The organism is Caballeronia sp. LZ016, assembly GCF_031450805.1.
In the GTDB taxonomy this organism is placed as follows: Bacteria; Pseudomonadota; Gammaproteobacteria; order Burkholderiales; family Burkholderiaceae; genus Caballeronia.
The window spans coordinates 784,042-804,541 of sequence record NZ_JARTVY010000002.1 but is presented as its reverse complement, the minus strand read 5'-3'; the positions used below and the strand labels follow the sequence as shown (position 1 = coordinate 804,541).

The following is a 20,500-nucleotide window of genomic DNA, read 5'->3' as shown; positions in this document are numbered from 1 at the left end:
GCAAAGGCCGGCTTTTCAGCCGGCCTTTCTTTTTCGAATGGGCGATTCAGCAACCCGCCGCGCCGGGCAATCGGGGCGGTGTCTCCGAGCGTTCCTCGTAGCATTTCCTGTTGGCGTCCTTCAACGCGGTGCGCAAGCCTTCCTCCACGACCGGGTGATAGAACGGCAGCCTGAGCGCGTCGTCGAGTGTCAGCTCCAGTTGAATCGCCCACGCGAGCAGATGCCCGAGATGCTCCATCGCGGGACCGCAGCCTTGCGCGCCGCGCAGCTTGCCGGTCCTGGCATCGGCATAGACGTGCAGCAGGCCGCGATTCTTGCGCATCACGCGGCTTCGGCCCTGCGTCTCGAACGATGCTTCGCCGGTCACGGTCATCTGCTTGTCGAGATCGTCGTACGATGCCCCGACGATCACCGCCTGCGGCTCGCAGAATACGATCGAGAACGGCACCTTGCGCTTGACCGCCTGCAGGTCCGGATAGCGCGCGGCGTTGTCGCCGGCGAGCTTGCCTTCGTCGGCGGCGTCGTGAAGCCAGGGACGGGCGCCATCGCAATCGCCCGCGATGAAAATCGCGCTTCGGCCGCACTGCATCGTCGTTTCGTCGAACTGCGGCACGCCCTTGTCGTTCAGTGCGATACCCGCCTTATCGAGCGCGAGCGGCTCGAGGTTCGGCGCGCGGCCCGTGGCGGCCAGCACGAGATCGAACCGTTCGGTGCGCGCAGCGCCTTCGGGCGATGTGAAGCGCAGCGTCGGCTGACCGTTGTCCAGCGACATTGCGTCGATATCGGCGTCGGGATCGAAGTAGAACTCGCTCGCGAGAGCGGCAGTCAGCGCATCGCGTACCGGCGTATCCGACAGCGCCGCCACGCTGCCGCCCTTGCCGAACACGAAGACTTCGACCGACAGCCGCGCGAGCGCCTGCCCGAGTTCCAGCGCGAGCGGCCCCGCGCCGAACACGGCGATGCGCTTGGGCAGCGCGGGCAGTTCGAAGAGATCGTCGCTCGTGATGACTTTGTCGCCGAATACTTTCAGCTCGTCGGGGATGCTTGGCCGTGCGCCCGTCGCAATGACGACGCCTTTCGCTTCGACGCATACCTGTTCGCCGACGATCAGGCGTCCCGGCGATTCGAAGCGCGCCTGACCGCGCAACAGCGATCCTTCCGGGAACTCCCGCGTTTCCTCGATGACGCCGCTCACGAAGTAATCGCGTTCGCGCCGCACGTAAGCCATCACGCGGGCTGAGTCGGCACGAAGCGCATCGCCGCCGTCGATGCCGCGCGGTTCAAGCCCGCGGGCATCGTGCAAGCCGTTCGCGGCGGCGAGCAGCAGCTTCGACGGCATGCAGCCGACGCGCGCGCAAGTTGTCCCCAGTTCGCCGCTTTCGATGAGCACGGCTCTCGCCCCTGCATCGCGCGCCGCCCGAAACGCGGCCATGCCGGCCGTGCCCGCGCCGATCACGGCGACATCGACTTCGATCGTTTGCATTGAACTCCCGTTCTGTTGCCGGCCGCGCGTCAGCCGTTGCCCGCGAAGCCGGGATAAAGCGTCATCCCGCCATCGACGAAAAGCGTGGTGCCGACGACGTAATCGCTCTCGTCCGAAGCCAGCCACACCGCCGCGCGCCCGATGTCCTCCACTTCGCCGATGCGCCCGTACGGCACGAGCGTCAGCAGCCGGTCCATCGCGTCCTTCGATGCCCACGCCTCCTGGTTGATCGGCGTGCGGATCGCGCCGGGGGCGATCGAATTCACGCGGATGCGCTGGGGCGCGACTTCCTGCGCGAGCGACTTCATCAGCATCTGAATGCCGCCCTTCGACGCCGCGTAGTTCACATGGCCCGCCCACGGAATCACTTCGTGCACGGAACTCATGCAAATGATCTTGCCGAGCGCCTTCGACACCGGGCGCGGTCCGCGCCGCTGAAACTCCCGCACCGCGCGCTGTGCGGTCAGGAATTGACCCGTGAGATTCGTATCGATGACCTTGCGCCAGTCGGCGAGCGTCATTTCGGCGAAGGCGGCATCCTGCTGCAAGCCCGAATTCGCGACGACGATATCGACGGTGCCGAAGCGTGCGACGACGGCTTCGAACATGGCGTCCACGTCGTTTTCGTCGGAGACATCGGCGCCGACGGGCAGCGCTTCGCCGCCGAGCGATGCAATTTCATCGGCGAGCTTTTCGGCCGGCTCCGCGTGCGAGTGATAGTTGATGGCGACGTGCGCGCCCGCCTCGGCGAGCGCCTTCGCGACGCCCGCGCCGATACCCGAGCTCGCGCCCGTCACGAGCGCGATCTGGCCTGCGAGTGCCTTTTGCATGGATGTCCCTGCTGTCGTGTGAATGCATCGCTGGCGAGCAAGGGACGCGCCCGCGTCACGACGCAAGCAGCCCCTGATAGACGTCCGCGTAACGGAGCGCCGCCGATTCCCAGCCGAAATTCTGCGCCATCGCGCGCTTGACGACGGCCTTCCACTCCGTGCGGCGTCCCTTGAGCGCGAATGCCCGGCGGATTGCCGCGACGATGCCCGCGCGGTCGAAGTGTTCGAAGACGAAGCCCGTCGCGAGCCCGTCCGCGAGATTTTCGAGCGAGCAATCGGCGACGGTATCCGCGAGTCCGCCCACGCGATGCACGAGCGGCAGCGCGCCGTAGGCGAGAGCATAAAGCTGCGTCAGCCCGCAGGGCTCGAAGCGCGACGGCACCATGACGACGTCGCTGCCCGCGATGATCGAATGCGAGAGCGTCTCATCGAAACCCAGCACCACCGCGACCGCGCCGGGATGCGCCGCCGCCGCGTTCTTCATGCCGGCTTCGAGCGCCGGGTCGCCGGTGCCGAGCACGACGAGTTGCCCGCCGCGCTGCACGATGTCGGGCACCGCCGAGAGCAGCAGGTCGAGTCCCTTTTGTTCGGTCAACCGGCTGACGACGCCGAAGAGCAGGGCGTCCTCGTCGCGCGTGATGCCGACGCGTTCCTGCAGCGCCGTCTTGCATCTGCTCTTGGCGGCCGGCTTGGCGGCCGTGTAGCGGGAGGCGATGGCGTCGTCGACCGAAGGGCTCCAGATCGTATAGTCGACGCCGTTCAGGATGCCGCTGATGTCGTGCGTGCGGGTCTGCAGGAGGCCGTGCAGTCCCGCGCCGTGTGCCTGCGTCTGAATCTCGCGGGCGTAGGTCGGGCTGACGGTGGTGATGCGGTCGGCGTAGAAGAGCCCCGCCTTCAGGAAGGAGACGTGGCCGTAGAACTCGAGGCCGTCGACTGCGTAGAAATCGTCCGGCAACTGGAGCGTGCCGAATTGCGACGCGGGGAAGACGCCCTGATAGGCGAGGTTATGCACGGTCATCACGCTTGCGACATGCGGTGCGCCGCCGCGCTCGAACGCGCGCAGATAGGCTGGCGCGAGGCCTGCGTGCCAGTCGTGCGCGTGGACGATGTGCGGCTTCCAGTCGGGATCGACACCGGTGGCGATACGCGCCGCGGTCCAGCCGAGCAGTGCGAAGCGGCGGTCGTTGTCCGCATACGGGCGATGCGCGGCATCGAGATACGGATTGCCGGGGCGATCATAGAAGGCGTCGGCGCGCACGACGTAGACGACGACTCCGTGCGGTTTCAGCACGCCGCGTTCGAGGCGGACGTCGGCGGCGCCGAAGGCGGTTCCGAGATCGGCGACGGGCGTGAGATCGTCGAGGCCTGCCAGCACGGCGGGGAAGCCGGGCAGCACGACGCGCACGTCCATGCCCAGTTGCGATTGGGCGGGCGGCAGTGCGCCGGCGACATCGGCGAGGCCGCCGGTTTTCAGAAGCGGAAACATTTCTGCTGCGACGTGCAGCACGCATACGGTCATTGGCGCTCCTGTCGACCAGAGTTGGCGCTTTAGCGCCTTACTCTGGTCCCATGCCACGAAGTGGCGGTCGACCAGAGTTGGCGCTTTAGCGCCTTACTCTGGTCCCATGTCATAAAGTGGCGGTCGATCAGAGTTGGGGCTTTAGCGCCTTACTCTGGTCCCATGTCACAACGTGGCGGTCGGCCGGAGTTTGCGCTTCAGCGCCTTACTCCGGTCCCACGTCATAAAGTGGCGGTCGACCGGCGTTGGCGCTTTAGCGCCTTACTCTGGTCCCATGCCACGAAGTGGCGGTCGATCAGAGTTGGCGCTTCAGCGCCTTAGTCTGGTCCCATGCCATAAAGTGGCGGTCGACCGGCGTTGGCGCTTCAGCGTCTTACTCCGATTCCATTCCACGAAGTGACGATCGACGGAACTGGCGCTTTAGCGCCTTGCTCCGGTCCCAAACTACAAAGTGACGATCGATGGAACTGGCGCTTTAGCGCCTCACTCCGGTCCCAAACTACAAAATTGACGGTCGACGAAACTGGCGCTTCAGCGCCTTACCCTGGTCCATTCCACAAAGCGGCGGTCGACCAGAGCTGGCGCTTCACCGCCTTCTACTCCCGTCCCGAACCAGAAAATGGCCATGCAACGTGGCGACGCGCGCACCGGAGCAAGCGGTGCAACGCTTCGCTCCGGCATCATCGCGGTCGGTTTTCAATCGACTTCGCTCCCGACGGCTAAAGCGCGCCTGCTGCACTAACGCTGCCCGAGCCGCGCAAGCGCCTCGCGCGTGACGAGCGTCACGCCCGACTCCGTGCGGAAGAAGCGCGCGGCGTCATCGTCCGGGTCTTCGCCGATCACGAGTCCCTCCGGCACCGTGCAGCCGCGATCCACCACGACGCGCTGCAATCGGCAACTCGGTCCGACGGTGACTTGCGGCAACAGGACCGCCTCGTTGATGTTGCAGAACGAATGCACCCGCACTGCCGACGAAAACACCGACTTCGACACTTGCGATCCCGAGATCACACAGCCGCCGCACACGAGCAGATTCGTGATCGCCCCTTGTTGCCCGTTCAGGTCGCGCACGAACTTGCCCGGCGGCAGTTGCTCCTGATTCGTCCAGATCGGCCAGTTGCGGTCGTACAGGTCGAGCTGAGGAATCGTCGATGCAAGGTCGAGATTCGCTGCCCAGTAGGCATCGACGGTGCCGACATCGCGCCAGTACGCCGGCGCGTTCGGATCCGCGTCGGACGTCACGCACGACATGCTGAACGGATGCGCGATCGCGCGGCCGCTCGTCACCACGCGCGGAATGATGTCCTTGCCGAAGTCGTGATCCGTGCTCGATGCGGCGATGTTCTCTTCCAGCAAGTGATACAGATACTTCGCGCTGAACACGTAGATGCCCATGCTCGCGAGCGCGATATCCGGCTTGCCGGGCATCGCGGGCGGATCGGCGGGCTTCTCCAGGAAGTCGGTGACGCGGCGGTTTTCATCGACATGCATCACGCCGAAAGCGGTCGCCTCCATGCGCGGCACTTCGATGCACCCGACCGTGCAGTCCGCGCCGCTCTCGACGTGGTCGAGCACCATGCGCGTGTAATCCATCTTGTAGACATGATCGCCCGCGAGCACGATGATGAATTGCGGCGCGATGGAGCGGATGATGTCGAGATTCTGGAAGACGGCATCGGCGGTGCCGCGATACCAGCTCGAATCGACGCGCTGCTGCGCGGGCCAGATATCGATGAATTCGTTGAACTCGCCGCGCAGGAAGCCCCAGCCGCGCTGCAGATGGCGCAACAGCGAATGCGCCTTGTATTGCGTGACGACCGCGATGCGGCGAATGCCCGAGTTGAGGCAGTTGGACAGCGCGAAATCGACGATGCGATATTTGCCGCCGAAGTGGACGGCGGGCTTCACGCGTTTGTCCGTGAGCGGCCCGAGACGCGTGCCGCGCCCGCCGGCAAGGACGATGGCGAGGGTCGACTTTTGCAAATCGGTGCGATTCTTAGACGGCGTCTCCATGTCAGCTCCTGATTTGACTTAGCTTCGTTGATGTCGTGTATGCGGGTGGTGCGCGGGTCCTCGTGTGATGGCTGTGCGCGGGCGATGCGCCTCGTGCAGTCGTTGCATTATCCGGCGCGCCTTCGAATTCGTGTGCTGAAGTCGTTCGATTTTTTATCGCGTGGCTCAACGCATATGTCCGCGGCCCACGAGTGCACGGCATCGGCGACGGAAGGAGCAAGCATCATGCCGTCGCGCACTCGGAGGCTGTTGCAGGCGCGCGACTGGCCGGGCAGCTTTGCCGCAATTTATAACGGACACACCATGCCGCAGCGCGTCGAGGCACGGCACAATACGGAGCACGTTCGGGCGTGCCTGGCCCGCACGCCCGCCGCTCAACGCCCATGTCTCGCCCCGGAATCGCACTATGAATAACGTCCTGAGTATCCAGTCGCACGTCGTCTTCGGGCATGCGGGCAACAGCGCGGCGGTGTTTCCCATGCGCAGGCTCGGCGTCAACGTGTGGCCGCTCAATACGGTTCAGTTTTCGAATCACACGCAATACGGCCGCTGGACCGGCGGCGTGGTCGATGCCGACGAACTGCAGGGCGTGATCGAAGGCATCGGCGCGATCGGCGTGCTGGGCCGCTGCAACGCGGTGCTGTCGGGCTATCTCGGTGCAACCGAACAAGGCCGGGCGGTCGTCGAGATCGTGAAGATGGTGAAGGCGGTGAATCCGCGCGCGCTTTACTTCTGCGATCCGGTCATGGGCACGACAGGCGGCTGCACGGTCGCGCCGGGCATCGAAGATTTTCTGGTCACGACCATGCCCACCGTCGCCGACGCGATGATGCCGAACCACACCGAACTGGAGAAGCTCGTCGGGCGCACCATCGAAACGGTGGAAGAAGCGGTGGATGCCTGCCGCGAAGTGATTGCTCGCGGACCGCGCATCATGCTGGTCAAGCATCTGCTGGATCGCAACAGCCGCGCCGACACGTTCAACATGCTCGCCGTCACGTCGGGCGAAGCATGGTTCGCGCAGCGGCCGTTGTACCCGTTCGCGCGGCAACCGGTCGGCGTCGGCGATCTGACGAGCGCGGTGTTCGTCGCGCGCACGCTGCTCGGCGATTCCCTGCGCAATGCGCTCGAACATACGCTCGCGGCGGTGAACGCCGTCGTCAAGACAACCTACGATGCCGGCCGTTACGAGCTCGAAATCGTGGCTTCGCAGGATGAAATCGCGAAGCCCACGGATCGGTTCCCGGCTATCCGCGTGACGGGCGGCGAGGCCGCGCGGCGCGGCTGAGCTTCGCACCGGGATCAGGCAGCCGCGGCGGCTGCCATCGCCCTGAAGTTCTCGGGCGTGGCGAACGCAAGGTATTGAGCCTGCATCTCGGGCGTGAGGAATTCGAGCATCGTCGAATTCTCGACCCAGAACTCGATCACATCGAAGAAATCGTTGCCGCGCGTGCATCGCACCGTGCGCCATCCTTCGCGCTCGCCGATCGCCATCACCTGCCCGGCGCTCAGCCGCGTGCCGATCGCCATATGGAACGCGCTGTACTGCGGGCGCTCCGCCGAACCCGCGCCATAAGTCACGCTGGTCTCCTGGCCGCCGCCCGGCGTGATGACGCGATCGCCCGGATACACCTCGATGATGCTGCCGCGATCGTCGCCGGCCACGGCCATCCAGGCATCCGGAAACGGCGAGAAGGGCGCGGCGAAGCCGTCCCACAGTTCGGCGAGTACGTGAGCGACGTGCTTGGGGTCGCGGGCGGGAATGGATGCGTGGAAGATCATGGAGTGCTCCGGTCGGGTAAGGAGACTGCGCCGGGATGCTTTCATGCGGCTGTCGGCGCTGTCAATCGGCGTTTTCGGCCGGATTGCGGATTAATACTTTATTTTGTCTTCCGCGATGGTTGAGTATGACCATATGAACGATTAAATCCACGGCTAAAATCCGCTCGCGGAGAAATGCGGCACATTCCCACTTGCGACGACGCAGTTTGAACGTTACGCTTCGTCTCACCGGCGAAATCGCTCGCCGTATTGACTGTATTGCGATTCATATTAATCACTGTTCGGTGATTGATTAACCCGCGCCCGTCCGGGCGTTATTCCGTGGCCTTCGGCACGAGGTCGGCTAAATCGACCGAACCGCCGTGGCCATACACGGCAAAACTTGCGTGCATAAGACCCGCGCCCGGAGCGGAACGAATCGTTCTGTCTGTCTTATGCCGTTTTCACTAGTTTTGCGAGTGTGCTCGATTCACGCGGACAAGGCATGCACGCGCATGCCATCTAATGCGTCGTGCGTTTAAATGCGCCCCTCGCCACAAGAGTTTGATTAACGAAAAGCGGAGTTGAGACATGAAAGAAGGAAAGCGTGCATATTGGATGAGTGCGATTGCTTCGGCGGCGGCGCTCGTCGTGCTGGCCGGTTGCGGAGGCGGCGGAGACGATTCGTCGAGCACCTCGTCCGGCTCCGGCGCGGGGGCGCCCTCCGGCGCGAGCACGCCGGCCACCACGACGCCCACGCTCGCCGCAGCCACGGCCGTCATCGACGGCACCACGATCGGCGCGTCGCAATGGCCCGATGGCTCGACGGCAAGCGGCGGCAGCACCGGCCAGCCGGTCGGCGGCCTGAGCTGCGCACCGGCAGGCGCCTCGTACACCTACTCGCATCTTTCCATCTACCAGAACGGCAAGCAGCTCGCGCTACCGGCGAACATCGGCACCCTGGGCTCGAGCCTGACGCTGCAGCGCGGCTGCGTGTATCCGGTCCATACCGACGACGCGAGCGGCAAGATCCGCATCGATGCGACGACCAACACGCAATACACGCTGGGCCAGTTCTTCGCCGTCTGGGGCGAGCCGCTGTCGTCGACGAACGTTGCGGGCGTCACCGGACCGGTCACGGCATGGGTGAACACGGGCGGCGCGCTCACCAAGTACACCGGCGACCTGTCGAGCCTCGTGCTGCCGCGCAATGGCGAAGTGACGCTGGAAGTCGGCACGCCGCTCACGCAAATTCCGACCTACACGTGGACCAATCCGCCGGCGCTCGCCGCCACGCCGATCACGCTGACCTATGGCGGCACGGTGGGCAGCCTTTACTGGCCGGACGGCTCGACCTCGACGGGCGGAAAGGGCTCCCCGGTGGATGGCGTCATCTGCGGATCGGGGATGACCGAGACGTATCACGTGCATACGCATCTGTCGATCGTCTATAACGGGCAAGCGCGTGCGCTGCCGGCCAATATCGGGCTTCCCGGCTCGTGCAACTATGAACTGCATACGCACGACAACACCGGCATCATTCACGTCGAAACGCCGTACAACAAGGTGTTCACGCTCGGTCAGTTCTTCGATATCTGGGGCGAGCCGCTCACGGTGACGAACGTCGCCGGCCTGAGCGGGGACGTCGTGGTGTATATCCGCGATAACGGCGACATCCGCCGCTACATGGGCGATCCGCGCAACATCCAGCTCGGTTCGCTGCGCGAGATCACGCTGCAGGTCGGAACGCCTCCTATCAGTTCCATCGCCCAGTACAACTGGTACGAAGCGCAGTAAGCGTGTGAGTTGAACTTGCCGGATGAAGCCGCCGTTCCCGCAACGGCGGCTTTTTCTTTGGGCGCAAAAAAAAGCCGCCCGAGGTGGTAGGCGGCGAGAGCGCGTCCGTTGCGAGACTGTCCCTGTCGGGGAACGGACGCGTGAGGAGACAACTGGATCCCGGTCAGTATGGCAAATGCCGATGACCGGCTCAATCGTCTGTTTGAAGCAGTGCGTTTCGGTTCGCCGCGCTTATGCCGATGCCCCGATACGCCGCCTCCTCAACATTCGTTCGATGACATCAGTCGCGGATAACCCGGCTGCCCTGAATCGATGGTGGTCACGCACGCGCCGTCCGGCAGATCGAGCGTGCTGTCGATCTCTCGTCTCGCGCCGTCGCGCGTCTGAATGCTGTAGCGATAGACCTTCGCCGTCGGCTCCGGGCTTCGGTCGAAGAGACTCGTCAGGTCGAAGCTCAGGCCTGCGCCCGCGCCAACGCCGCTCCATCCGCCGCCGCCGATGCCGCCCGCGCCCACGCCGACGCTCGGCCCCGACGACGCCGCCGCGCCGGTCGCGACCGTCGTCAGATATTGCTTGCCCGCGACGCGTCCGCTCGCGAGTTTCGCATCCGGCGGAATCGCGGTGGATGCGCCCGGTCCGCTCGCGCATGCCGCAAGCAGCGCCAGTGCGGCGACGGCGGCGCATGCCCGCGCCGCGCGATTAAAGATGCGTTCGTTGAAATTCATCACAGCTTCGTTGACCTCTGATTGACCCTCTATGTCCGCCGGCGGCGTCGCGGTGGTGTCGCGGCGGGAGCATCGGATAAAAAAATGCCGCCCGTGAAAGGGCGGCTGCTCGATGCAAGCCACGAGTGCGGCTTTTTGCGATGCGGGGCCGGCGTGCGCTCCCGAGGGGACGATGGCGCGGCGCTATGGTGCAGCAACGCGCCGGCCGTTTGAACCAGACTGCTCCGATTCCCAACGGCGCTTGGGTCAGCGTCAGCCCTCGATCAGATAGTTGACGATCGCGTCGCACACGCGCCCGAACATCTGCGTGCCGGTGACGGTCGGACAGCCGCGCGCGCGCGCCGCTTCGATGAACGGCGTGAGCGGCGGCTTCGTCACGACATCGCCGACGAAAGTCGCAGGCGTCAGGCGCGATACGTCGATCGGCAGCGGATCGCCCGGCCTCATGCCCGCCGGCGACGCATTCACGACGATGTCGTACGTCTCGGCGCCCGCATCATCGGCGATACGGACCGTGCCGCGCCCGAGCGTTGCGAGCCGTGAGGCGAGGGCGTCGGTGCGCGCGGCATCGAAATCGCGGATGGCGAGCGTCGCCACTCCCGCCTCGACGAGCGCATGGCCGATGGCCGAACCCGCGCCGCCCGCGCCGATCAGCAGCGCGCGCTTGCCCTGCGGCTCGCAGCCCGCGTCCGCGAGCGCCGCGACCATGGCGACGCCGTCGGACATTGCGCCGTGCCATGTGCCGTCGGCGTTGCGTCGGAGCATGTTCGTCGCGCCGAGAAATGCGGATTCGCTCGCGAGCGTGCCGCAATACTTCGTCGCGCTGAATTTGTACGGCACCGTGATGATGACGCCATCGACGTTCTGCATCCGCGTGACGCCGGCGAAGAACGCGTCGAGGTCGGCGGGCGCGACATGCGCCGGAATCACGATCGCGTCGCGTCCGGTTGCGCGCAAGGCCGCCGTCACGCCGGACGGCGAGCGCACCTGCGCGATCGGATCGCCGACGATGAAATAGACGCGCGTTGCACCGCTCAAGCCCTTATCGAGGGATGCGGAAAAGGTTGTGTCCTGCGCCATGCTGTCGATGTCTCCTTGAAGCGCCCGCCGTTGAATGCCGGGCGCGTAATGATCGATGAAAAAATTCGTCAACGCACGAACGAAACTGTAGTTGAAAATGGAATAGCATTCAACAAATGCGGATTATTGTGTAAGGCAACTAACTGTCGACTATTTTCAACCACAGCAATCTGGAGGAACACGCGCATGACCAAGAAACGGCTGGCAATTGCGGGAGCGGGAGCCATCGGACGGATGCATATCGAGCGGGCGCGGCTGCACCCGGACTGCGAGGTCGTCGCGGTGGCGGATCCGTCAGCGGGCGCGCAGACGTTCGCGCGAGAGCACGGCGCAAGCTGCTTCGCCACCATCGACGCGATGCTCGACGCGGCATCGCCCGACGGCGTCATCGTCGCGACGCCGAACGCAACGCACGTCGATGCGGGGCTCGCGTGCATCGCGCGCGGCATTCCTGTGCTGATCGAGAAGCCCATCGCCGATACCGTTGAACAGGCGCGCGTACTCGTCGATGCCGCCGCGAAGGCCCGTGTGCCGCTGCTCGTCGGGCATCACCGGCGTCATAGCCCGATTCTGCGGCGCGCCCGGGAAATCGTGGCGAGCGGACGCATAGGCAAGCCGGTGGCGGCGAACGCGCTCGCGACGTTCTACAAGCCCGATCCCTACTTCGATGTCGACTGGCGCAGGCGAGCGGGCGGCGGCCCGGTGCTGATCAATCTGATCCACGACATCGACATGATGCGGTTCCTGCTCGGCGAAATCGTGGAAGTGCAGGCGCTGACGTCGAACGCGGTGCGCGGCTTCGAGGTCGAGGATACGGCCGCCGTGTTGCTGCGCTTCGCGAACGGCGCGCTCGGCACGCTGACGGTGTCGGACTGCGCGGTATCGCCGTGGAACTGGGATCTGGCGGCAGGCGAGGCGGCGCACTATCCGCGGCAGAGCGTCAACACGCACTTCGTCTCCGGCACGGATGCGTCGCTCGCATTGCCGCAGCTCGACGTCTGGGAGTATCGCGCGGCCAAAGGCTGGCACGATCCGCTGACCGTCGAGCGCGCCGCGCCGCACGCCGGCGATCCGTATCACGAGCAACTGCGCCACTTCGCGGCCGTGATCGACGGAACGGAAACGCCGCTCTGTTCCGGCGATGACGGCGCGCGCACGCTCGCCGCGACGCTCGCGGTGCATCGATCGGCGCAGGAGCGCGCGCCGGTCGCGCCCGCCTGCTGACGAGGCATCGCCAAAAACTGCTTGGCAGGCGGCGCGGTTCTGGAATAGCATTCCACAATCAAATCAAGTTCCGATTAAGGAGCGAAAGATGGTGGAGACGCTAACGAGCCTGAGCGGCAACGAGTCGTTCGATGTAGTCGTGATCGGCGCGGGCGGCGCGGGCATGTCGGCGGCGCTGTTCGCGGCGATCGACGGGGCGCGCGTGCTGCTCGTCGAAAGCACGGAGCATGTCGGCGGAACAACCGCCTATTCGGCGGGCACGACGTGGATTCCCGCGTCGATGCACATGGCGAGCGTGAATCGCGAGGATTCGCCGGCTACGGCGGAAGCCTTTCTGACCCGCGCGGTCGGCGCACGCAGCAGCGCCGCGATGCGCCGCGCGTTTCTGGATGCAGGACCGAAGCCGGTCGCGCATATCGAAGCGAACTCCGATGTGAAATATCGCGCGCGCCCGTTTCATCCCGACTATCTCTCGGAACTCGAAGGCTCGACGCTCTGCGGCCGCGCGCTGGAGCCGCTGCCCTTCGATGGCCGCAAGCTGGGCCGCGCATTCGGGCTCATTCGTCCGCCGATTCCGGAGTTCACCGTGCTGGGCGGCATGATGATCGATCGCGACGATATCGCGCATCTGCTTAGGATGACGAAATCGTTCGCGTCGTTCAAACATGCGGCGAAGCTGCTGGCGCGTCATGCGCGCGACCGCATCGGATCCCCGCGCGGCACGCGGCTCGTCATGGGTAACGCGCTGATCGGCCGCCTGCTTCTTTCGCTGATGCAGCGCGGCGTCACGGTGCTGACGCGCACGACGGTCGAGGCGCTGAACAAGAGCGAGCGGGGTATCGATGGCGTGACGCTCGTTCAGGGCGCCGAGCGGCGGCGCGTTGCGGTGACGGGCGGTGTCATTCTCGCAAGCGGCGGCTTCAATCGTCACCCCGCGCGACGCGCCGCTATGCTGCCGGGCGCCGATGCCGCATGGTGTCCGGGCGCGCCGGGGCACGCCGGGCGCGCGCAGGATCTCGCGCTTGCCGTGGGCGCGCGCTTTGGCGAAGGGGCGTTGTCGCACGCGTTCTGGGCACCGGTTTCCGTGCGCAAACGGGCCGATGGCACGACAGCCGTGTTCCCGCATTTTCTGATGGATCGCGGCAAGCCGGGCATGATCGTCGTCGATGAAAGCGGCAAGCGCTTCCTCAACGAAAACACGTCGTATCACCTTTTCGGCATCGCGATGCAGAAGGACGATCGCGCGAGCGCGACAGTTCCCGCCTATCTCGTTACGGATTCCGAAGGATTGAGAAAGTATGGTCTCGGCATGGTTCGGCCCGGAGGCAAGCGACTCAAGCCCTTTATCGACGACGGCTATCTCACGCACGCCGCCACGCTCGACGAACTCGCGGCGAAGCTCGGCATCGACCAGGCGGGGCTCGCGGACAGCGTCGCGCGCATGAATCGATATGCGCAAACGGGCGTCGATCCTGAGTTTCAGCGCGGCGCCACCGACTATCAGCGCGTGAACGGCGACGCCAACTGGACGGGGCCGAATCCGTGTCTCGGCCCGATCGCGCGCGCGCCGTTCTACGCAGTGCGGCTTTATCCCGGCGATATCGGTGCGGCGACCGGACTCGTCACGGATACCAGCGCGCGCGTCTTGAACCGCGACGACCAGCCGATCGCCGGCCTTTACGCTTGCGGCAACGACATGCAGTCGGTCATGGGCGGCGTCTATCCGGGGCCGGGCATCACGCTCGGGCCGGGGCTTGCTTTCGCCTATCTGGCCGGACGGCATGCGGCGGCGCGGGCGACATCGCCGCAAGCCGGACATGCCGATGCACGCGAAGAAGCGCGGGTGCAGGCATCATGAGCGCGCTGCAATGCGATGTCCTCGTGCTCGGCTCGGGCGCAGGCGGGCTGTCGACGGCCGTCACTGCGGCAACGCTCGGTTTGTCGGTCATCGTGTGTGAGAAGGAGGACGTGTTCGGCGGAACGACCGCATGGTCGGGCGGCTGGATGTGGATACCGCGCAATCCGCTCGCGATGCGCGCGGGTATCGTCGAACATGCCGATGCGCCGCGCACCTATCTGCGCAACGAACTCGGCACGCACTATGACGCTGCGAAAGCCGATGCGCTCATCGAGCACGGCCCGCGCATGATCGAGTTCTTCGAGCGCAATACGTCGATGCGCTTCGTCGACGGCAATCGCATTCCCGACTTTCACACGACACGAGGCGCGGGCAGCGGCGGCCGCTCCGTGTGCGCGATGCCCTTCGATGGCCGCGCGCTCGGCCCGCTCATCGGCAAATTGCGTGCGCCGCTCACGGAGATGACGATCGACGGCATGGCGATCGCATCGGGGCAAGACCTCGCGCATTTCTTCAACGCGACGCGTTCGGCGCGGTCGCTGTGGCATGTCACGAAGCGCCTGGCCGCGTTCGCGATGCACAAGCTGCGCCATGGCCGCTCGATGCATCTCGTGAACGGCAACGCGCTCGTCGCGCGGCTTCTGAAGTCCGCCGCCGATCTCGGCGTGCGGCTGGAGACACGCGCGAAGGCGGTCGAACTGATACGCGACGGCGCACGCGTGACGGGCGCGCGCGTGGAGATGAACGGCGTGCTGAGTGACGTCGTCGCGCGGCGAGGCGTCGTGCTCGCGTGCGGCGGCTATCCGCATGACCGCGCCCGCCGCGCGTGCACTTTCGCCTACACGCCATCGGGCGATGAGCATTGGTCCGCCGCGCCGCGCAGCAATACGGGCGACGGCGTGCGTTTAGGCGAAGCGGCCGGCGCGCATTTCGATGCATCGCTGAAAGCGCCGGCGGCGTGGGCGCCCGTATCGCTTGCGCCCAGGCGCGATGGCGATGCCGTCGCGTTCGCGCATCTGATCGAGCGGGCCAAGCCGGGCGTGATCGCGGTAACGCGCGCGGGGCGGCGCTTCGTGAATGAGGCGTCGTCGTATTACGACTTCGTCTCCGCGATGATCGACGTCACGCCGCCCGGCGATGAAGTTTGCGCGTGGCTCGTCTGCGATCATCGTTTTCAGCGGCGCTACGGGCTCGGTGCGGCGAAGCCGTTTCCGTTCCCGCTGCATCCGCATGAGCGCTCGGGCTATCTGATCACCGCGCCGACGATCGAGGCGCTCGCCGGTCGATGCGGCATCGACGCCGAGGCGTTGAGCGAAACCGTCGCGCGCTACAACGCGCATGCGGAATACGGCGCCGATCCGCAGTTCGGCAAGGGATCGACGCCGTACAACCGCATACAGGGCGATGCATCGCAAAAGCCGAATCCATGCGTTGCGCCAATCGTTGACGGTCCGTTTCACGCGGTGAAGGTGCTGCCCGGCAGCCTCGGCACGTTCGCGGGACTGGCCAACGATGCCCGCGCCCGCGTGCTCGACTCGACGCGCACGCCGATTGCCGGCCTCTACGCCGTGGGCAACGACGCGGCCAGCATGATGGGCGGCCATTATCCGGCGGGCGGCATCACGCTCGGACCGGCGATGACGTTCGGCTATCTCGCGGGACACGACCTCGCACGGCCCGTCGATGCGCCACGCGATCCACTCCCCATTCACGCAAGGACCCTCTCATGAATCTTTACGACACAGTGACGCTCACGGTCAAAATCGGCACGAACGCGCAGGTCTTCGAAAACATTCAGGCGAGCGCCGCGCAGCCCGGTTCGACGCTGCTCGGCTGCTGGTATTCGGATATCGGCGTGCTCGGCCGTGTGATGGTGCTGCGCGGTTTCGAATCGGAAGCGGCGTTGATCGGCGAGCGCAGGCGGCTTCTGCTCGAAGGCAATCCCTTCGGCTGCGGCGAGTTCGTCACCGATGTCGAAGTGCACGGCTACGCGCTCTTTCCGTTTCTCCCGCCGATCCAGCCTGCCGAGCATGGCGGCATCTACGAGATGCGGGTCTACGGCACGAAGCTCGCGAGCCTGCAGCACACCATCGACGCGTGGGAGAACGCCGTCCCCGAGCGCACCAGGCGTTCGCCGCTGACCGGGGCGATGTTCGCACTCGACGGCGCCGTGCCGCGTTTTCTCAACATCTGGCCGTACAAGAGCGTGGACGAGCGCTCGCGCATTCGCGCCGAAGCGGTGAAAGACGGCATCTGGCCGCCGAAGGGAGGCCCCGCGCATCTCACGACGATGGAATCCACCATTTACGTGCCTGCGCCGTTTTCGCCGCTGCGCTGAGGATCGCGACATGACGACGCCAACACGCAAGCTGTCGCTCTCCGCCCTCACGGTGCTCGAACTGACGCCGCCGCAGATGGTCGAGTGCGCCGCGCAAGCGGGCTACGATTTCGTCGGCCTGCGGCTGCTGCCCGCGACCGAGACCGAGGTGCGGCACGAGATCGTCGGCGCGACGCCGCTCAAGCGCGAGACGCTCGCGGCCCTGCGCGATACGGGCATCGGCGTGCTCGATACCGAGATTTTGCGGCTCAGGCCCGACACGAATGTCGCCGACTACGCGCCGATGCTCGATACCGCCGCCGAGCTGGGCGCGCGCTTCGTGCTCGTCGCGGGCAACGATCCCGATGAGGCGCGCACCGCGGATCGGCTCGCGCAGTTGTGCGATCTCGCGAAGCCCTACGGCCTCGCGCCGAGCCTCGAACCGATGCCGTGGACCGACGTGAAGGACATCGTGCAGGGCGCGCGCATCGTGCAGGCAGCGGGGCGCGCGAATACGGGTTTGATCGTCGATCCGATTCACTTCGATCGCGCCGGCTCGTCCGTCGAAACGTTGCGTGCGCTGCCGCGTGAGTACTTCGGCTATCTGCAATTCTGCGACGCGCCCGCCGAGCGACCGGCCGATCTGGCGACGCTGCTGCATCAGGCTCGGTGCGCGCGCAGGGTGCCGGGCGAAGGCGGCATCGACCTTGCCGCCATTCTTCGCGCGCTGCCGGACCATTTGCCGCTTTCCGTCGAAGCGCCGATGGACGAATGGGCGAGAACCGCGACGGCGCTCGAACGCGCGAAGCGTCTGCGGGAAGCGACGCTGAACGTACTCGATGCGACATACGGTTGAATTCCGCGGTGGAATCGTGTTCTCATTCCGAACCGGACATTCGAACGAGAAACAAAATGGCAGGAAACCTCGAGCGCGCGTTGTCGATCATCGAACTGCTCGCAAAGAACGGCGGGCGCATGCCGCTCGCCACCATCGCCGATACGCTCAACATCCCGCGCAGCGGCACGCATCGGCTGCTCGCCATGCTGATCGATGAAGGCTATGTGCGTCAGGACGAAGATCACGGCGAGTACATGCTGGCGCTGAAGCTCGTGTCGCTGGCGCTCATCTATCTGTCGACGGGCGGCGTGCTCGATGTCTCGCAGCCAGTGCTCGACCGGCTTGCGGCGGCGTCGGGGGAACTGGCGCGGCTCGGCGTCGTCGAGGACGATCACATCACGTTCGTCGGCAAGGCGCAGGGCGCGAAGTCCGGCCTGCGCTACGACCCGGACATGGGCAGCCAGCCGCCGCTGCATTGCACGGCGAGCGGGCAGGCGTGGCTGTCGTCGTTGTCGGACGAGGAAGCGCTTGCGCTGGTATCGAAGCAGGGCGGGCTCGGCAAGCCGGGACAGAGCGGCCCGAAGGCGCCGAAGACCATTCAGCAGTTTCTCGCGGACCTGCACGCGGCGAGAAAGCGCGGATACGGCATTGCGAGCGAGACGTACGAGGCCGGCATGACCTCGATGGCCGCGCCGATTCATCACCCGGTGACGGGCGCGGTGGTGGGCGTCGTGAGCCTCGCCGGGCCGACGAGCCGCTTGCCCGACGCGCGGCTCAAGGAACTGGCGCCTGCGTTGCTGGAGGCTGCGTCGGATATGGGCGCGGCGACATTGAGCTCGCCGTATTTCAAACGTTCGTCGGCGACGGCGGATGCTTCGGGGCCGGCGAAGGCAGCTGCAAAGAAGCGCAAGACGGCGGTTTGACGGCGGTCTCACGACCTTCCGAATGGCCGAACGGCAGAGGCGACGGGCGCATTGACCGTGCAGTATCATGGTTTGCATGGGCAGACGAGACATTGATAGCACTACCCCGCTCGACCTCATCGTGTCCGAATTCACAACCGTCGAAGAAGCCGAGGCTTACGACAAGTGGTATCGCGCGAAAGTGCAGCGGTCCATGGCGGATACGCGGCCGCGTGTGGGGCATGAGGAGGTGATGGATGAACTGGAGCAGATCATTCTCGCTGCCGAGAAACGTGCTCGTGAGAGGGCCGCTTGACACTGCAGGCACTTTGAACCACGAAGCACGTTTCGATATTCACGAATCATTCGATACATCGCGGGGCAGCGCGCTCGATCAAGGACGGGCTAGAAGCAGCGCCGGACCTTGCAGCACTCAAACCCGAGTTGTTTCGCGGGGTCGCATTGCTGGCACGTGGGAGATCGTCGTTCACCCTAACTGAATCGTCGTGTATCGAGTCATCAACGTCGTGCACGCGCGCCAGCGTTATCCGTTCGACCGAAATGCTGCACAAGAAAAGGAAACCGCCGTGCAACGAGTCGATGCCGAATCATTCACCCCCGAACTCGCCGTCGATGCCCTGCTGAACGGCCCCGGCGCCATCTGTATACGAGGCTTGTTCAGCGCGACGCAAATCGGCGAAGCGCGGCGCATCGTCATGGCGCATTCCGACGATCGGGCCCATACGGTCACGCATTTCCAGGGGCAAGCCGCGCAAGAAGACAAGCTGCACTTGCAGCGCCGCGTGTGGAATCTGCTCGCCAAAGGCGACGTATTCTCGCAGATGGCCGAGCAGGACAGCATCGTCGCGGCGATGCGCCGCTTCCTCGGCGACGACTTCGTCATGGGCTCCATCGCGGCGAATCGCATTCTGCCCGGCGGGCCGGGACAGGAGCCGCATATCGACTACCCGTACTGGGACTATCACATGCCCGCCACGTTTCCGGCCGGCATCAACACGAGCTTCCCGCTCAACGCGCAAGTCACCATTCCGCTCGATCCGTTCACCGCCGAAACCGGCGCGACGGCATTCGTGCCGCATACGCAGCATACGCTTCGCTATCCGAATGAAAGCGACCGCTTCTTCGAGCGCGCCGCGCGCATGGAGGCGGAACCGGGCGATGCCATCGTGTTCTTCGGGGCAACCTGGCATTGCGCGATGCCGAATCACAGCCCACGCGACCGCAGCGCCGTGCTGATCCAGTACCTTCCCAAATTCGTCAAGCCGATGGAAGACCTGCGGGCGATGGTCGGCGAAGCCTTCGTCAGGCGCGCAAGCAAGACGATGCGGCAGTTGCTCGGCCTGAACTACCCGTATCCGCAGAATCTGGAAGCCGTCGATCAGGCCACGAACGCCGAAGGCCGCACGAACGCCAAACGCTACTGAGCGACGGGCGGCACGCTGCCGCCGGTGGCCATCCACAGCACTTCTGCGTCGTCTTCGCTCGTCGAAATCGCTGCATGGCCGGTGCGGCTGTCGAAGTAGAGGCTGTCGCCGGCGTTCAGGTGCGTCGGGGCGTAGAGTTCCGAATAGAGACACACGCTGCCGCTGATCACATACAGGAATTCCTCGCCTTCATGACGACCCCAGTCATCGAATGCGTCGAGCGTGTGCGCGGAAATGCGGATGCGAAAAGGCAGCATCGCCTTATGCGCGAGATCGGTGGCGAGCAATTCCATCTGATAGCCGCGATACGCATGACGCTGGCCCTCGTTGCAACGCGTCAGAGCGCGGCGGCCGCTCGCGGCGGGCGCGCTGACGCTGCCGAATAGTTCGCCGAGATCGATCCGCAAGCCGCGCACGATCTTCTGCAACACGTCGAAAGTCGGCGACATCAGACCGTTCTCGATCTTCGACAACGCGGAGCGCGACACGCCGCACAAACGGCTCGCGGTTTCGAGCGTCATGTCGTGCGCGACGCGCGCCTGTCTCACCCTGCGGCCGAGATCGGCGAGAGACGGTTCGGGCGAGTTGTTCGTGCGAATGGCGTTCATGGAGGGACGGAGCGTTTGTTTCCGATCATACATCAGCGACCGGCCGCTCGAGACGACTGGCGAAAACCCGAATATTGGCCGGATTGTGAGTGCTTGCAAC

At 65.2% G+C, this 20,500-nt stretch carries 18 protein-coding genes; 10 read left to right on the top strand and 8 right to left on the bottom strand.

The features are described from left to right. Positions 1 to 46 precede the first annotated feature (46 nt). The 4 genes from P9220_RS17175 to glgC form a co-directional block, all read right to left on the bottom strand. Positions 47 to 1,483, bottom strand: a complete 1,437-nt coding sequence (locus P9220_RS17175) for a dihydrolipoyl dehydrogenase (RefSeq protein WP_309766212.1) — start codon at positions 1,481 to 1,483, stop codon at positions 47 to 49. Between the two features lie 29 nt (positions 1,484 to 1,512). Then, positions 1,513 to 2,313, bottom strand: a complete 801-nt coding sequence (locus tag P9220_RS17170) for an SDR family oxidoreductase (protein WP_309766211.1) — start codon at positions 2,311 to 2,313, stop codon at positions 1,513 to 1,515. Between the two features lie 55 nt (positions 2,314 to 2,368). Continuing rightward, a complete protein-coding gene (glgA, locus tag P9220_RS17165) occupies positions 2,369 to 3,832 on the bottom strand; it encodes a glycogen synthase GlgA (RefSeq protein WP_309766210.1) in 1,464 nt (487 codons plus the stop codon). 738 nt (positions 3,833 to 4,570) lie between these two features. After that, a complete protein-coding gene (glgC, locus tag P9220_RS17160; RefSeq protein ID WP_309766209.1) occupies positions 4,571 to 5,845 on the bottom strand; it encodes a glucose-1-phosphate adenylyltransferase in 1,275 nt (424 codons plus the stop codon). Positions 5,846 to 6,251: 406 nt separating this feature from the next. Here glgC and pdxY point away from each other — a divergent pair, with 406 nt between their 5' ends. After that, on the top strand, positions 6,252 to 7,133 hold the full coding sequence (gene pdxY / locus P9220_RS17155) for a pyridoxal kinase PdxY (protein WP_309766208.1): 882 nt from the start codon (positions 6,252 to 6,254) through the stop codon (positions 7,131 to 7,133). Positions 7,134 to 7,147: 14 nt separating this feature from the next. On the opposite strand, the gene P9220_RS17150 is transcribed toward pdxY, so the two are convergent. Continuing rightward, a complete protein-coding gene (locus P9220_RS17150) occupies positions 7,148 to 7,627 on the bottom strand; it encodes a hypothetical protein (protein WP_309766207.1) in 480 nt (159 codons plus the stop codon). Positions 7,628 to 8,224: 597 nt separating this feature from the next. On the opposite strand from P9220_RS17150, the gene P9220_RS17145 reads away from it, so the two are divergent. After that, complete coding sequence (locus tag P9220_RS17145; RefSeq protein WP_309766206.1) at positions 8,225 to 9,403, top strand: hypothetical protein; 1,179 nt, start codon at positions 8,225 to 8,227, stop codon at positions 9,401 to 9,403. Between the two features lie 260 nt (positions 9,404 to 9,663). On the opposite strand, the gene P9220_RS17140 is transcribed toward P9220_RS17145, so the two are convergent. Both P9220_RS17140 and P9220_RS17135 read right to left on the bottom strand, forming a co-directional pair. Beyond that, complete coding sequence (locus P9220_RS17140) at positions 9,664 to 10,128, bottom strand: hypothetical protein (RefSeq protein ID WP_309766205.1); 465 nt, start codon at positions 10,126 to 10,128, stop codon at positions 9,664 to 9,666. A 252-nt stretch (positions 10,129 to 10,380) separates the two neighbouring features. After that, positions 10,381 to 11,208 carry a shikimate dehydrogenase gene (locus P9220_RS17135; RefSeq protein WP_309766204.1) on the bottom strand — a complete coding sequence of 276 codons (828 nt, stop codon included), beginning with the start codon at positions 11,206 to 11,208 and terminating at the stop codon, positions 10,381 to 10,383. 186 nt (positions 11,209 to 11,394) lie between these two features. Between P9220_RS17135 and P9220_RS17130 the strand changes: the two genes are divergently transcribed. The 8 genes from P9220_RS17130 to P9220_RS17095 all read left to right on the top strand — a co-directional run bounded on the left by P9220_RS17130 (position 11,395) and on the right by P9220_RS17095 (position 19,792). Continuing rightward, the gene (locus tag P9220_RS17130; RefSeq protein ID WP_309766203.1) at positions 11,395 to 12,432 is read left to right on the top strand and encodes a Gfo/Idh/MocA family oxidoreductase; all 1,038 of its coding nucleotides are present in this window, start codon (positions 11,395 to 11,397) and stop codon (positions 12,430 to 12,432) included. A gap of 88 nt (positions 12,433 to 12,520) precedes the next feature. Then, positions 12,521 to 14,290 (top strand): FAD-dependent oxidoreductase, encoded by a 1,770-nt coding sequence (locus P9220_RS17125; protein WP_309766202.1) that lies wholly within the window; start codon positions 12,521 to 12,523, stop codon positions 14,288 to 14,290. Then, positions 14,287 to 16,020, top strand: coding sequence for an FAD-dependent oxidoreductase (locus P9220_RS17120; protein WP_309766201.1), 1,734 nt, complete (start codon positions 14,287 to 14,289; stop codon positions 16,018 to 16,020). Before P9220_RS17125 ends, P9220_RS17120 begins: the two co-directional genes overlap by 4 nt. After that, entirely contained in the window at positions 16,017 to 16,628 is a 612-nt protein-coding gene (locus tag P9220_RS17115) for an NIPSNAP family protein (protein WP_309766200.1), read from the top strand. The genes P9220_RS17120 and P9220_RS17115 overlap by 4 nt, the downstream gene beginning before the upstream one ends. A 10-nt stretch (positions 16,629 to 16,638) precedes the next feature. Continuing rightward, positions 16,639 to 17,463 carry a sugar phosphate isomerase/epimerase gene (locus P9220_RS17110; RefSeq protein WP_309766199.1) on the top strand — a complete coding sequence of 275 codons (825 nt, stop codon included), beginning with the start codon at positions 16,639 to 16,641 and terminating at the stop codon, positions 17,461 to 17,463. A 56-nt stretch (positions 17,464 to 17,519) separates the two neighbouring features. Next, positions 17,520 to 18,368, top strand: coding sequence for an IclR family transcriptional regulator (locus tag P9220_RS17105; protein ID WP_309766198.1), 849 nt, complete (start codon positions 17,520 to 17,522; stop codon positions 18,366 to 18,368). A 121-nt stretch (positions 18,369 to 18,489) separates the two neighbouring features. Next, positions 18,490 to 18,663 (top strand): stability determinant, encoded by a 174-nt coding sequence (locus P9220_RS17100; protein ID WP_309766197.1) that lies wholly within the window; start codon positions 18,490 to 18,492, stop codon positions 18,661 to 18,663. Positions 18,664 to 18,934: 271 nt separating this feature from the next. Then, a complete protein-coding gene (locus tag P9220_RS17095; protein ID WP_309766196.1) occupies positions 18,935 to 19,792 on the top strand; it encodes a phytanoyl-CoA dioxygenase family protein in 858 nt (285 codons plus the stop codon). On the opposite strand, the gene P9220_RS17090 is transcribed toward P9220_RS17095, so the two are convergent. Then, entirely contained in the window at positions 19,786 to 20,400 is a 615-nt protein-coding gene (locus P9220_RS17090) for an XRE family transcriptional regulator (protein WP_309766195.1), read from the bottom strand. The genes P9220_RS17095 and P9220_RS17090 overlap by 7 nt on opposite strands. Between the last annotated feature and the right edge of the window lie 100 nt (positions 20,401 to 20,500).